Source organism: Streptomyces sp. NPDC001606 (assembly GCF_053596835.1).
The window spans coordinates 1-13,482 of record NZ_JBSFHC010000023.1; the positions used below are offsets into that span (position 1 = coordinate 1).

Here is a 13,482-nt window from a genome sequence, read left to right on the forward strand (position 1 = left end):
GACACCGCCATGGCCGACCAACTCGACACCGCCGTCGAACAACACGGCAAGGGCGACCTCGCCGCACTCCTGGCAGGCGGCGACACCTGGACGGTCGTCGGCTGACCCTGCCGTTCGCTGTCACGGAGCCCGGGAGCGCTGCTGCTCCCGGGCTTCGTCGTAGGCGCTGCGGGCGCCGAACACGTCGTCCATTTTGACGCTCTTTCGCATACTTACTGCTATGCCAGTACCTTACTTCAAAGTGGGTACTTTCAAATGGTTAGCGCCCCTCGTAGAGTGAGTGCATCGGCACGGGCCGACAGGCCACCACCCCCGCAAGGAGTCAGCACCATGAGCATCGTCGTCACCGGAGCCACCGGACAGCTCGGCAAGCACGTCATCGAAGGCCTGCTGGAGCGCGTCCCGGCCGACCGGATCACCGCCGTCGTACGCGACGAGGCGAAGGGCGCGGCGCTCGCCGCGCGCGGAGTGCGGCTGGCCGTCGCGGACTACGACCGCCCCGAGACCTTCGCCGGCGTGTTCGCCGCCGGCGACCGGGTGCTGCTCATCTCCGGCAGCGAGATCGACAAGGACCGGGTGGCCCAGCACCAGGTCGTCATCGACGCCGCCAAGGCGGCCGGGGTCGCGCTCCTCGCCTACACCAGCGCACCGGGCACCCTGACGAGCGCACTCGCCGACACGCACCGCGGCACCGAACGGGCGATCCTCGCCTCCGGGCTGCCGTACGTCCTGCTGCGCAACGGCTGGTACCACGAGAACTACACCGAGAACCTGGCCCCCGTGCTGGCGCACGACGCGGTCGTCCAGGCCGCCGGTGACGGCCGTGTCTCCTCGGCCTCCCGCGCCGACTACGCGGCCGCCGCCGTCGCCGTACTGGCCGGCGAGGGGCACGAGAACGCGACGTACGAGCTGGGCGGCGACGAGTCGTGGAGCTTCGCCGAGTACGCGGCCGAGCTGAGCCGGCAGACCGGCCGGGAGATCGTCTACACCCCGGTCTCCGTCGAGGCCCTCACCGGCATCCTCACCGGCGCCGGGCTGCCCGAGCCGCTGGCCGTGGCCCTGGCCGACACCGACGCCTCCATCGAGAAGGGCGAGCTGGTCGTCACCAGCGGCGACCTCGCCCGTCTGATCGGCCGGCCGACCACCCCGATCGCCGAGTCGATCGCCGCCGCGCTCAAGGCCTGACCCCTTTCCGGCACCCCCCGGCTGTCATGACCGTATGCCGATACGGGCATGACAGCGGGGGGTGCTCGGCGCTACCGTCGTTCCCGCGTGCCGACGACGGGGCACGCGAGGACGCGAGAGGGGGCCCTGTGGCCGGGAAGTCGAAGAGCGAGCACCGTACAGGTCTGCTGAACGGCTTCGCCGCCTATGGGATGTGGGGGCTGGTCCCCCTGTTCTGGCCCCTGCTGAAGCCCGCGGGCGCGCTGGAGATCCTCGCCCACCGCATGGTGTGGTCCCTGCTCTTCGTCGCCGCGGCCCTGCTCTTCGTACGGCGCTGGGCCTGGGCCGGTGAGCTGCTGCGCCAGCCGCGCCGGCTCGCACTGGTCGCGGTGGCCGCCACCGTCATCTCCGTCAACTGGGGCGTCTACATCTGGGCCGTGAACGCCGGCCATGTGGTCGAGACCTCCCTCGGCTACTTCACCAACCCGCTGGTCACCATCGCGATGGGCGTCCTGCTGCTGAAGGAGCGGCTGCGGCCCATACAGTGGGCGGCGGTCGGGACAGGCCTCGCCGCCGTCGTCATCCTCACCATCGGCTACGGCCGCCCGCCGTGGATCTCCCTCTGCCTCGCCTTCTCCTTCGCCACCTACGGGCTGGTGAAGAAGCGGGTCGGACTCGGCGGTGTCGAGTCGCTGGCCGCCGAGACCGCGATCCAGTTCCTCCCCGCGCTCGGCTACCTGGTCTGGCTCGGCGCGCACGGCGACTCCAGCTTCCTGAACGGCAGCCCCGGCCACGCGGCCCTGCTCGCCTCCAGCGGCCTGGTCACCGCGCTCCCCCTGGTCTGCTTCGGCGCGGCCGCGATCCGGGTGCCACTGTCCACACTCGGGCTGCTCCAGTACCTGGCGCCCGTCTTCCAGTTCGCGCTGGGCGTCCTGTACTTCCACGAGGACATGCCCCCCGTGCGGTGGGCGGGGTTCGCCCTGGTCTGGGCGGCGCTGCTCCTGCTGACCGGCGACGCGTGGCGCGCCGCGCGCCGCCCGGCGCCCCCGCTCGCCGTCCCCACCGCGCCCCGGGCGGACGCGGCACCGGTGGACGCCTAGCCAGGGCTGCTCCCAGGGGGACCACAACCTGGTCTCCCCCTGCTTCCCCCGCCCGGTCTCTCCTCTTTTCCACAGCCCGTTGGGCTGCTTTTCCACAGCCCGGTCGGCTTGTCGGACCCATGCACTATCGTGATCAATCGCCTGGTCGCAGGGGCCAACTGCCCCGGAATCAGGGCGACAACGCAGCGGCGATCACGGAAATCGGGGGACGGGGCGATGGTCAACGCACCGGCGGGAGGCACCGCCGACTGGGCGGCCACCGGATCGGCACCGGGCGTGCCGCCGGCGCCCGGCGTGCTGACCGTCTCCGCGGGCCCGACCACATGGGCCTGGGTCGCGGTGCGCATCGACGCGGCCGCCGACCTCACCGAGACGGCGGAGTACGCGGCGCTGACGGAGACGGAACGCCGCATCAAGGCGGTCGCGGCCGAGACCGCCTGGCTGAGCGGGCAGTGGAACACCAGCCACGGCGAGCGGCTCGAACTGCGCTATCTCACCGACCCGGCGGAGCACCGGATCTCCTGCGCGCTGCTCGGCCGGGTCCAGGCGCCCACCCCGGCCGCCGCGGAGGCCGCCGCGCTCGCCCTGCGCGGCCGGCTGGCCACGCTGCCGCGCCATGTGAGCGCCAGCCCGGTCGAGGACCCGGCCGAGGTGGCGCGTCTGCTGACGCCGTTCACCCCGGAGCCGTACTCGGGCCTGGCCGAGATCCGCAAGCGGTACCGCACGGGCCTGCCCAACCGCCCCGACGCGGGCGTCCGCTACTACCTCTCGCCGCAGCCCTTCACCGCCTCCGCGCCACCGTGGGACGCGCTGTGGCGGGCGCTGGCCGAGCACCCGCACCCGGTGCTGCTGACCATCGGCCTGGAGCCGTACGTCGTACCGGACGACCTGGGCCCGCTGCTGCACCGGATCGCCACCCAGTACGGCAGACTCGGCACCCCCGGCCAGCTGCCGGACGGCCTGTGGTCGCCGGGCGCCCAGCTCGCCGCGGACGCCTTCGCCGTCGACGCCTCCCGGATCTACGCGGACGCCGCGCGCCGCTACACCGACCGCGCCTTCCGCACCCGTATCGCCCTGGCCTCCCCCGCCCCGCTGCCCGAGTCGCTGGCGGAACTGGCCGGCGCGACGATCTCACCGCAGGAGCTGGCCCGTGAGCAGGGGGTGCTCACCGAGACGTTCACCGGCCCCGCGCACACCGTGATCCGCCCCACCCCCGCGGAGCTGCCGGGCGCCTGGCACGCCCTGACCACCCTGGAACAGGCCCGCTGGGGCGGCGACCATGCCTGGCGGCTGCCCGAGCCGCTCTCCCCTCCGCTGCGGCTGCTCGCCGAACTGGTCGACGCCCGGGAGGCCAGCGCCGCCTTCCGGCTCCCGCTCGCCGTGAACGGGCATATGGCCGGCTTCCCGGTACGGCGGCCGGGCCTGGCCGGCGAGACGGTGTACCAGGCGTCGGGCCCGTCGCTCACCCTGGGCCGCCAGCTCGTCAACGACACCCCGGCCGGCCCGCTGGGCATCGCCCTGGGCGACCTGACCCGGCACGCCCTCTTCGTCGGCACCACCGGCTCGGGCAAGACCAACACCACCCTGGCCTTCTGCGAACAGATCTGGCGCGACCACGCGGTGCCCTTCCTCGTCCTCGAACCGGTCAACTCCGACCTGGACGACTACCGCTGGCTGGCCACCCGCCCCGGCTTCGAGGACCTGCTGGTCCTGACGGTCGGCGACGAGACCACGGCGCCGTTCCGGCTGAACCCCTTCGAGGTGCCGGCCGGCGTCCGTATCAGCACCCATATCGCCGGGCTCATGGCCTGCTTCGACGCGGCGTTCGGCCTGTGGGACCCGCTGCCGAACATCTACAACCGCGCGCTGCGTGCCACGTACGCCCGCAAGGGCATCGTCCCGACGGACATCGCGGACTCCGCTCAGGAGTGGCCCACACTGCGGGACTTCATCGCCGAGATGCGCCGGCAGTGCGAGGCGCTCGACTACTCGGGCGAGGTCCGGGACAACATCATCGCGGCGTCGCGGCTGCGGGCCGAGGCGCTGGCCGAGGGCGCCTGCGGGAGCACGCTGGACGTGGCCCGGTCGTACCCGGTGACCGAGCTGCTGAACCGTCCGGTGGTGGTGGAGCTGGCGGCGGTCGGTGACAACGAGAAGGAGCAGTCGCTGATCACCGCGCTGATCCTCCAGTCGATGACCGAGCACTACAAGGCCAACCGGGCCGGCGGCTCCCTCGCCCATGTCACGGTGATCGAGGAGGCGCACCGTCTGCTCGGCCGGCCCGCGGGCCAGTCCGGTGACAGCAAGGAGGGCAACGCCCAGGCCCGCGCCGCCCAGGCCTTCGCCAACACCCTGGCGGAGAACCGGAAGTACGGCGAGAGCATCGTGATCGTCGAGCAGGTGCCGGGCAAGCTGGTGGAGGACGCCTACAAGAACACCAACCTGAAGGTGATGCACCGGCTGCCGGCCGCGGCCGACCGGGAACTCATCGGCGGCACCATGCGGTTCTCCGCCGACCAGGAGCGGTACGCGGCCACCCTGGAGCCGTTCCAGGCCTTCGTCCACCACGACCGGCTGGACCGCCCGGCCCTGGTCGCGGTCCCGGACGTGCGCGCGGCGGCGGCCCGCGAGGCGGGTGTCCCGCGGGCGCCCCTGGCCACTCCCGCCGAACTCTCCGCCCGGTTCCGCTCGATCGCCGCGGCCCACCCGTCGATCGAGGACGCCCTCGCCCCCTTCCCGGAGTGCGAGGGCTGCCGGCACCGCTGCCTCTTCCGCTCCCGTGCGGCGACGGCGGTCTGGCCGGAGGACGGCAAGGAACTGCGGCAGCGCGTCACCTCCTACCCCAAGTCCAAGCAGGAACAGGCGACCTGGTGGCAGTCGACGGCCACCTGGATCGGCGACATCGCGGACCGGGTCCCCCTCCCCGCAGCAACCAGCGAGCCCACGGCTGCCGCCGACTACCAGGCCTGCGTCTTCACCCACGTCGCCCGGGAAGCCTGGCAACGCAAAACCCTTCCCTGGGTCCGCCTCTTCCGCACCCACCAACCCCCCGAGGGCGGCGCGTGACCGACCGCCGGCCGGTGGGCGCCGGTTATGGCTTTGCCAGCCGGGCCGCCCTGTCCGTCAGGCGGATCATGCGGGCGCGGGCCGAGTCCAGGGGGTGAAGGTCTTCGGCGGCGGGGCCGGGCTCCGCGGCGAGGTGCGTCCAGAGGTCGATGAGGTCGTGGCCGAGCCGCAGCCCCACCTCGGGGTCGCGTACCGCACGCCACGCCATCGCCGCGCTCTGCACATTGCCGTAGGCCGCCTCCGCGTCCCGCGCCTGCCGGCGCTGGCGGGCGAGGTCGAGGGAGAGGCGGAAGGCGCGGACCGGGTCGCCCGCCAGGTAGGCGATGTAGGCGGTGAGTTCGCGCAGGTGCAGCACCTCGGCGTGGTGCGGGCCCAGCGCCGCCGTCGCCTCTTCGACGGTACGGTCCACGAGGTCCACCGCCAGCTCGATACGCCCTTCCCGCACGGCCTCGTTGATCCGCGCGATCGGCTCGCCCAGCAGCTCGGCGCCCTCCGCGGTCTCGGTCAGCGGGCCGTCGCCCAGCATCTCCTCGGCGACGGCGTCGAATCCGCGGGGAGGGGTGTGGGTGGTCGTGTAGTCGGGGAGGACGGACTCCGCTTCGGGGGCTGCCGGTGCCGGGGCGGACATCACCGGGACGGGGGCTGCCGGTGCCGGGGCGGACATCACCGGGGCGGGGGCGGACTCTTCCGCGGGCTTCTGCGGCCGTACCGGCGGCGCCACCCGCGTCGGCTCCCCCGCCACCCTGCTGGATCCGTCCGCCGAGACCTCCAGGGGAACCACGCAGCCGGCGACGTCGTCCTGGATGGTGGCGTGTATCGGGGCGCCCAGGCTGATGGCCAGGCGCTGGAGGTGGTTCAGGACGGCCTGCTGGATGTCCTCCCCGGGGGCCGCCATGACCGATGTGCCGCCCACCGACGCGTCGCCCGCGCCGAACACCCGGACGGCCACCGCCGCCGGGTGCGCCACGGGCTGTAGTGCCCGCTTCTTCTCGAAGCTGAGTCGGGCCATCGGTGTGCCTCTCTCCCCCGCCGTGCGATCCGGTCGTACCCCTCGTGTCGTACTCACCAGTCTGTCCCCTCGGTACGGCTCACGCGTCACCGCGACGTCACAGCCTCGTCCCAGATGCCGGGCCGTCCCGCCTGCGCGAGGGTTGCTGTTCATGGTGGTCATGCCGCTCGCCGTGATCTCGGGGAGCCAGCGGCAACTGCGTTGGTGCGAGGAGGGGTTTGTGGTGCGGTGGACGGTTCACGGGGAACGGGCGGTATACGACACGCCCTGGGTGCGTCTGCGGTCGCTCGACGTCGAGCAGCCCGACGGCGCCCGGGTCGACTACCACGTGGTGCGGTTGCGGGATGTCGCGGTGACGGCCGCCGTCGACGGGCAGCGGCGGGTCCTGATGCTGTGGCGGCACCGGTTCGTCACGGACACCTGGGCGTGGGAGTTGCCGATGGGCCTGGTCGAGGACGGTGAGGAGCCGGTGCGGGCGGCCGCGCGGGAGCTGGAGGAGGAGACGGGCTGGCGCCCGGGATCGCTGCGGGAGCTGGTGTACGCGGAGCCCGCCGCCGGTATCACCGACGCCCGGCATTTCGTGTTCCGCACGGACGACGCCCGGCGGATCGGTGCCCCGACCGAGCGCAACGAGTCCGACCGGATGGAGTGGATCCCGCTCTCCCGGGTGCCCGCGATGATCGCCCGCCGGGAGATCGTCAGCAGCGCGACGCTGGTCGGTGTCATGGCGTTGCTGCTCGGCAGTGGTTCCGGTGACGGGTCTTCCACCTGAGCACTATTCTCTTGCGTGTGCATATAATGCAGGTGCATTGTGTTGCGCAGTGCCCGTCCGCCGGTGATCCCTGGGGGTAGTCATGACCACACGCCGTTTCCTGTTCGTGCTGGGCAGTGCCCGTGCCGAGGGCAACACCGAGCTGCTGGCCCGCGCGGCCGCCGAACAGCTGCCGGCGGATGTCGAGCAGCAGTGGATACGGCTCGCCGAGCATCCGCTGCCCGACTTCGCGGACCTGCGGCACGGCAGCGACCACGCGCAGCCGCCGTCCGACAGCACGGAGGCCCTGCTGCTGGACGCCACCCTCGCGGCCACCGACATCGTGATCGCCTCGCCGCTGTACTGGTACTCGGTGTCCGGCCTCACCAAGCGCTACCTGGACTACTGGTCGGGCTGGCTGCGCACGCCCGGCGCGGACTTCCGGGCGACCCTGGCCGGCCGCACCCTCTGGGGCATCGCCGCCCTGGCGGCGGAGGAACCGTCCGTCGCCGATCCCTACATCGGCACGCTCAACAACTCCGCCGCCTACATGGGCATGCGGTTCGGCGGGGTGCTGCTCGGCAACGGCACCGCACCCGGTGACGTACTGAAGGACACCGAGGCGCTGGCCCGCGCGAAGACGTTCTTCGACCGGGAGGCACCCTTCGCGCGCTACCCGCACGAGACGGCCGGGGAACCGCCCACGACTACGCGCTGATGTCCTTCGTCGTGAACCGGGCCCAGGCCGCCGAGCCGAACACGGCCGCGTACAGGGCCTGGAGGCCGAGGTTGTTCATCAGGTCGTCCCAGTAGACGGGGTCGCGTATCAGGTCGGCGAAGGACAGCCAGTAGTGCGAGAAGAGGTACGGCTGCACGGCGTGCAGCTGGGGTATCTGGTCGAGGATCTGCACGGTGATCAGGAGCCCCACGGTGGTCGCCATCGCCGCTATGCCGCTGTTGGTGAGGGTCGACACGAACAGGCCGAGCGCCGCCACCCCGACCAGTGAGGCGGCCACGACCAGGGCGATCAGCAGGGCCCGGCCGAGTCCCTCGGCGAAGCCGATCCGGGTGCCCGATATGGTCGTCAGCTCGCCGAGCGGGAACAGCAACGCGCCGACCAGCAGCGCCGAGACCGCGACCACCAGCGTGGCCAGCAGACAGAAGGCCAGCACGGTCGCGTACTTGGTGAGCAGCAGACGGGTCCGGCCGGCCGGGGCGACCAGCAGATAGCGCAGGGTGCCCGCGCCCGCCTCGCCCGCTATCGCGTCGCCCGCGACGACACCGACGGCCATCGGCAGAAAGAACGGCAGGGTCGCGGCCAGCGCCGTGAACACCAGGAACAGGCCGTTGTTGGTGACCTGCGTGATGAACGCCGGGCCGCCCGCCCGGTGGTCGCCGCCCACCCCGCCGCGCGTCTCGATCTTCACCGCGATCCCGATCAGCACCGGCACCGCGGCCAGCACCCCGAGCAGCGCGAGCGTGCGCCAGCGCCGGACGGTGGTGAACAGCTCACTGCGGAGCAGACCGAGAGTCCAGAGCGGGCTGGGGCGGCGAGCGGCCGGGGGCGGGGGTGCGCCCGGCAGCGTCTCAGCCCCGCCCGGAAGGGTCTCAGCCCGTGACATCGAAGCCCTCCCCGGTCAGCGCCACGAACGCGTCCTCCAGCGAGGCCCGTTCGAGCGTGAAGCCGCGCACTCTTATGCCGGCCGCGACCAGGGCCGCGTTCACCTCGGCGAGGTCCCGCGCGGGTGGTTCCCCGGTGACCCGGTCGCCGTCGGTGGTGACGTCCGCCAGCCCCAGCTCCTTGAGCACCCGGGCCGCCTCGGCCGGGTCCGGAGTGGTCACCGCCAGCCGCCCGCGCGCCCCGGCCGCCAGCTCGGCCACCGAGCCCTGCACGACGAGCCGGCCCTGCGTCATGACCGCCGCGTGGGTGCAGACCTGCTCGATCTCGTCGAGCAGGTGCGAGGAGAGGAACACGGTGGTGCCGTCGGCGGCCAACTCCCGGACCAAGGTGCGGATCTCGCGCATGCCCTGCGGGTCGAGGCCGTTGGTCGGCTCGTCCAGGACGAGCAGCCGGCGCGGCTGGAGCAGGGCGGCGGCCAGTCCCAGGCGCTGCTTCATGCCGAGCGAGTAGGCCCTCGCCTTCTTGCCGGACGCGGCGGTGAGACCCACCCGGTCCAGCGCGGCGGCGACGCGTGCGTGCCGGGTGCGGGGGTCGGCGGTCGGGTCGGCGGCGTCGTAACGCAGCAGGTTGTCCCGGCCGGAGAGGAAGCCGTACAGCGCGGGGCCCTCGATCAGCGCGCCCACCTGGGGCAGCACGGCACGGGCCGCCCGGGGCATCGGGCGGCCCAGTACCCGGGCCGTGCCGGAGGTCGGCTCGATCAGGCCCATCAGCATGCGGATGGTGGTGGTCTTGCCGGAGCCGTTCGGGCCGAGGAAGCCGAAGACGCTGCCCGCCGGGACGGTCAGGTCCAGGCCGTCGACGGCGAGCTGTCCGCCGCGGTAGCGCTTGGTGAGGCCGCGGGTGGCGATGGCATACGGCGGGGCGTCCTCCACGGCGTGCGGGTCCGGGACAGGCGGGTCAGCGGCGCGTGGGTCCGTGTCCCCTGAAGCGCGCAGGTCCTGTGACGGCTCGCCCATCGGCTCCCCCTCGTCCCGTGCCCGCCCGGGGAGGCGAAGGCCGCCTCCCCGGGGCCCGGCCCCGCCCCCCGGCAGGGCCTACTTGCCCTCGTTGGCCGCCTTCACCAGGGCCTCCTTGGTCACCGCTCCGGCGTACACCTTGCCGTCGTCGGTGATCAGCGCGTTGACCAGGCGGGTGGAGAAGACCGTGCCCTTGCCGAACTTCCCGGAGACCTGGTCGCCGAGCGTGCCGAGGAAGCCGCCGAGGTCACCGCCCTTGGCGCCGGTGGGCAGGCCGCCCTTGGCACCGGTGTCGAAGGTGGCGACGGACGACCAGCCCTTGCCCAGCACCTCGGCCGGATCGAACCCCCGGGCGAAGTCCCGGCCCGCCGGAGCGTGCTCGCGGGCCTTGTGGCCCTGCTTGTCCTCGGTGACCTTCGCGCCCTTGGGCGGGGTGAAGTCGAAGGCGGCGGCGGCCGGCTTGGCGAAGGAGACCTGGGTGAAGCCCACGTCGACGACGGCGGCGCCGCCGCTCTTCGGGGTCAGCGTGAACTTCAGCGGCAGGCCCGTCTTCGCGTCGACGGCGATGCTGATCGCGCCGACCGTGGTGCCCGACTGCCTGGGCTTGATCAGCAGCTTGTAGGCGTCCCGCCCGGCGACCTGCGCGGTGCCGTCGACGGTGACGGACGTGGTGTCGTCCACCGCCTTCAGGGCCTGGTCGGCGAAGTCCTTGGGCGTGGCCGGCGGCTCGCCCGCGCGCTCCCCGTGCCGGGCGCCGTCAGCGGCCTTGGTGCTGTGGTGGACCTGGTTGCTCCGGCTGTCGTACCCCCAGACGTCCCGGCCGTTGTGGATGATGCTGTACTCGGCGCCGGTCTCCAGCAGCGACAGCTTCTGCCGGTCGGGGCCGTCGGCGGCGACGCGCAGCGTGTGCGTGCCGGAGACCAGCTCGGTGAGCTTGGCCTGCGGGTCGGCGGAGGAGCCGTCGCCCTTGCCCGCGCCGGAGGCGAGGCTGTTCTCCAGGCCGCCGAGGTTCGGCAGGCCGAGGTCGGTGCTGATCTTCACGGTGCCGGACAGCTGCTGCACGTCCGACTTGGCGATCTTCTCGATGAGCTGCTGTGCGGTGACCCGGGGCAGGTCCGGGTCGCCGGAGTTGGCGAGCGCCGGGACCAGCCCGATGGTGGCCGCCGCCACTCCCACCACCGCGACCGGCACGGCGTACCGGGCGGCCTTGCGTCGGCCGGAGCGCGCGTCCTCGTCCCGCGCAGCGCTCGGTGCGTCGTCGGATTCGTACGGTGCCATGTGTGCCTTACCTCCGTCGTCGGCGGCGGCTGTCCTCACGCTGGTCCACCTGAGCCGCCATTCTCACCCGAATCGGTGAGGAGTGGTGATTTCCGTGGTTTCCATCTCACCAAATCGGCCATGAGAAAGCGTCAGACCTCGGAGCCAACTCCATGTACGCCTGGGGTATGACATGGAGGCGCTGCGACCGCTTCGAACCCGTAGGGGTCGGGCCCGCACAGGGCTCGGACAGGGCCCGCACGGCATCCGCCGAACGGGCGTCAGCCGGCGCGGTGGACCACCGCGTCGCACAGCTCCAGCAGCGCCGCCTTGGCGTCGCACTCCCGCAGCGGCGACAGCGCGGCCCGCGCCTCCTCCGCGTACCGCACCGTGTCCCGGCGGGCCTGCTCCAGCGCGGGGTGGGCGCGCAGCGCGGTCAGCACCTCGGCGTGCCGGGCGTCGTCGCTGAGGTCGGAGTCGAGCAGCTCGCACAGCGCGATGTCCTCGGGCAGACCCAGCCGGGCCGCCCGCTCGCGCAGCCGGAGCACGGGAAGGGTCGGAATGCCCTCGCGCAGGTCGGTGCCCGGGGTCTTGCCGGACTCGTGCGAGTCGGAGGCGATGTCCAGGACGTCGTCGGCGAGCTGGAAAGCGACCCCGAGCCGCTCGCCGTACTGGGTGAGGACGTCGACGACCGTCTCGTCGGCGCCGGACATCATCGCGCCGAACCGGCAGGAGACCGCCACCAGCGAGCCCGTCTTGCCGGCGAGCACGTCCAGGTAGTGCTCGACCGGGTCACGGCCGTCCGAGGGACCGGCCGTCTCCAGGATCTGGCCGGTGACCAGCCGTTCGAACGCGAGGGCCTGGACCCGGACCGCCTCGGGGCCCAGGTCGGCGAGGATCTGGGAGGCCCGGGCGAAGAGGAAGTCGCCGGTGAGGACCGCGACGGAGTTGCCCCAGCGGGTGTTGGCGCTGTCCACGCCGCGCCGCACGGCGGCCTCGTCCATGACGTCGTCGTGGTACAGCGTGGCCAGATGGGTCAGCTCGACGACGACGGCCGACGGCACCACGCCCGGGGCGTAGGGGTCGCCGAACTGCGCCGCGAGCATGACGAGCAGTGGCCGGAACCGCTTCCCGCCGGCTCGTACGAGGTGCTGTGCGGCCTCCGTGATGAACGGGACCTCGCTCTTGGTGGCCTCGAGCAAGCCTTCCTCGACAGCCGTCAATCCGGCCTGGACATCGGCTTCCAGAGCCTGGTCCCGCACGCTCAGCCCGAACGGCCCGACGACGGTCACGAGGGGTCTCCTGTCTGCTGGTGTCTGCTGGCGATTACACGGTTTGTCGATAGGTCGCTGCCATCACTCGAGTCAGCGTATCCGGTCCTGTTTCGATCACCGATAGCGCCCACCGGTCCAGCCCGGTCGGCATCGGATCATGATCACTAAGGTTTCGATCGGATGGTAAGAACGGACATCTATCGACTTAACAGAACTCCATGTGCCTTGTCGCGCCCTGCGGGCAACTCCATTACATCCATTACACCCATTACATCCAATGAATACCTTGAATCCCTCATGTCCGTTTTGGAATGACTTGCTATTCCGTGAATTGGGTCACGCGGCCAGTCCCGGGCACCCCTCCCTCGCAGGCCCGCTTCCTCCTTGTTCTGCAAGCGAGTTGAGCATTGGCAACCGCAAAGGATCAAGTACCCCATATGGCGCAGACCAAGGTCAAATAGTGCGTTGTGTGAATCCAGTACTTGTTCCCGACATGTGCTCTCGCATACGTTCCGGGCCGTCGGGCGGACGCCGAATCCTGCCGCCGCCCGCATACCCATCCACGAACCCATTCGTACGGCAGGAGCGGGGGACCCAGGTAAGCCGCCGGACCGGAAGGCACACGCCGCACCGGCCCGGCTAGGGGTGAAGCCATGCCTCCTCCAGGGCACGGCCGGGCACCTCCCCGCCCGAACCCGACAGCTCACCTCGCAGGCGCCGGAGAGGAACGCCCCCATGTCTGCTGCCGCTCAGCCCCGCCGTCCCCGCACCAACCGCCTGGTCCGCGCGCTCGCCGTCGCCGGCACCGGCGTCGCCGTCCTCGCCCTGCCGCTCATCGGCGCCACCACCGCGTCCGCCGCCACCGGCACGACCGCCACGGCCTCCACCACGCTCGCCGGGTACCCGAACAACCTCGACGGCTGGATCCGCGAGTCGCTCGCGATCATGGCCCAGAAGGGCATTCCGGGCACCTACAACGGCATCTACCGCAACGTCATGCGGGAGTCCTCCGGCAACCCGAACGCCATCAACCTCTGGGACTCCAACGCCGCCGCGGGCATCCCGTCCAAGGGTCTGCTCCAGGTCATCGACCCGACCTTCCAGGCCTACCACGTGGCCGGCACCTCCTTCGACCCCTACGACCCGGTCGCGAACATCACGGCCGCCTGCAACTACGCCGCCGCGCGGTACGGGTCCATCGACAACGTCTTCGGCGCGTACTGA

The 13,482-nt window shown here is 71.9% G+C and carries 11 protein-coding genes and 1 riboswitch; of the genes, 6 read left to right on the forward strand and 5 right to left on the reverse strand.

All coding sequences use genetic code 11. From position 1 onward, the window contains the following. Nucleotides 1-330: 330 nt before the first annotated feature. From ACWCV9_RS31935 to ACWCV9_RS31945, 3 genes are all read left to right on the forward strand, one after another. Nucleotides 331-1,185, forward strand: a complete 855-nt coding sequence (locus ACWCV9_RS31935) for an SDR family oxidoreductase (protein ID WP_450791799.1) — start codon at nt 331-333, stop codon at nt 1,183-1,185. A 128-nt stretch (nt 1,186-1,313) separates the two neighbouring features. Continuing rightward, a complete protein-coding gene (gene rarD, locus ACWCV9_RS31940; RefSeq protein WP_385841817.1) occupies nt 1,314-2,264 on the forward strand; it encodes an EamA family transporter RarD in 951 nt (316 codons plus the stop codon). 216 nt (nt 2,265-2,480) lie between these two features. Beyond that, nucleotides 2,481-5,330, forward strand: a complete 2,850-nt coding sequence (locus tag ACWCV9_RS31945) for an ATP-binding protein (RefSeq protein ID WP_450791801.1) — start codon at nt 2,481-2,483, stop codon at nt 5,328-5,330. Nucleotides 5,331-5,355: 25 nt separating this feature from the next. On the opposite strand, the gene ACWCV9_RS31950 is transcribed toward ACWCV9_RS31945, so the two are convergent. After that, nucleotides 5,356-6,339, reverse strand: a complete 984-nt coding sequence (locus ACWCV9_RS31950) for a hypothetical protein (RefSeq protein ID WP_450791803.1) — start codon at nt 6,337-6,339, stop codon at nt 5,356-5,358. Between the two features lie 223 nt (nt 6,340-6,562). On the opposite strand from ACWCV9_RS31950, the gene ACWCV9_RS31955 reads away from it, so the two are divergent. Both ACWCV9_RS31955 and ACWCV9_RS31960 read left to right on the forward strand, forming a co-directional pair. Next, entirely contained in the window at nt 6,563-7,111 is a 549-nt protein-coding gene (locus tag ACWCV9_RS31955) for an NUDIX hydrolase (protein ID WP_450791805.1), read from the forward strand. Nucleotides 7,112-7,193: 82 nt separating this feature from the next. Then, nucleotides 7,194-7,808, forward strand: a complete 615-nt coding sequence (locus ACWCV9_RS31960; protein ID WP_450791806.1) for a flavodoxin family protein — start codon at nt 7,194-7,196, stop codon at nt 7,806-7,808. Here ACWCV9_RS31960 and ACWCV9_RS31965 read toward each other — a convergent pair. The 4 genes from ACWCV9_RS31965 to ACWCV9_RS31980 all read right to left on the reverse strand — a co-directional run bounded on the left by ACWCV9_RS31965 (nt 7,798) and on the right by ACWCV9_RS31980 (nt 12,276). Then, nucleotides 7,798-8,712, reverse strand: a complete 915-nt coding sequence (locus ACWCV9_RS31965) for an ABC transporter permease (RefSeq protein WP_450791808.1) — start codon at nt 8,710-8,712, stop codon at nt 7,798-7,800. The genes ACWCV9_RS31960 and ACWCV9_RS31965 overlap by 11 nt on opposite strands. Beyond that, the gene (locus ACWCV9_RS31970) at nt 8,699-9,727 is read right to left on the reverse strand and encodes an ABC transporter ATP-binding protein (protein ID WP_450791810.1); all 1,029 of its coding nucleotides are present in this window, start codon (nt 9,725-9,727) and stop codon (nt 8,699-8,701) included. The genes ACWCV9_RS31965 and ACWCV9_RS31970 overlap by 14 nt, the downstream gene beginning before the upstream one ends. Nucleotides 9,728-9,805: 78 nt before the next feature. Then, nucleotides 9,806-11,005 (reverse strand): LolA family protein, encoded by a 1,200-nt coding sequence (locus ACWCV9_RS31975; RefSeq protein WP_450791812.1) that lies wholly within the window; start codon nt 11,003-11,005, stop codon nt 9,806-9,808. 260 nt (nt 11,006-11,265) lie between these two features. Continuing rightward, nucleotides 11,266-12,276 (reverse strand): polyprenyl synthetase family protein, encoded by a 1,011-nt coding sequence (locus tag ACWCV9_RS31980; RefSeq protein ID WP_385841825.1) that lies wholly within the window; start codon nt 12,274-12,276, stop codon nt 11,266-11,268. A 532-nt stretch (nt 12,277-12,808) separates the two neighbouring features. After that, nucleotides 12,809-12,988, forward strand: a riboswitch (cyclic di-AMP (ydaO/yuaA leader). 5 nt (nt 12,989-12,993) lie between these two features. Between ACWCV9_RS31980 and ACWCV9_RS31985 the strand changes: the two genes are divergently transcribed. Then, on the forward strand, nt 12,994-13,482 hold the full coding sequence (locus tag ACWCV9_RS31985) for a transglycosylase SLT domain-containing protein (protein WP_385841826.1): 489 nt from the start codon (nt 12,994-12,996) through the stop codon (nt 13,480-13,482).

Bases quoted from the DNA above. Each gene is read 5' to 3' on its own strand.
- ACWCV9_RS31935 (WP_450791799.1), top strand. From the start codon at position 331: ATGAGCATCGTCGTCACCGGAGCCACCGGACAGCTCGGCAAGCACGTC.
- ACWCV9_RS31945 (WP_450791801.1), top strand. From the start codon at position 2,481: ATGGTCAACGCACCGGCGGGAGGCACCGCCGACTGGGCGGCCACCGGA.
- ACWCV9_RS31950 (WP_450791803.1), bottom strand. From the start codon at position 6,339: ATGGCCCGACTCAGCTTCGAGAAGAAGCGGGCACTACAGCCCGTGGCG.
- ACWCV9_RS31960 (WP_450791806.1), top strand. From the start codon at position 7,194: ATGACCACACGCCGTTTCCTGTTCGTGCTGGGCAGTGCCCGTGCCGAG.
- ACWCV9_RS31965 (WP_450791808.1), bottom strand. From the start codon at position 8,712: ATGTCACGGGCTGAGACCCTTCCGGGCGGGGCTGAGACGCTGCCGGGC.
- ACWCV9_RS31970 (WP_450791810.1), bottom strand. From the start codon at position 9,727: ATGGGCGAGCCGTCACAGGACCTGCGCGCTTCAGGGGACACGGACCCA.
- ACWCV9_RS31975 (WP_450791812.1), bottom strand. From the start codon at position 11,005: ATGGCACCGTACGAATCCGACGACGCACCGAGCGCTGCGCGGGACGAG.
- ACWCV9_RS31985 (WP_385841826.1), top strand. From the start codon at position 12,994: ATGTCTGCTGCCGCTCAGCCCCGCCGTCCCCGCACCAACCGCCTGGTC.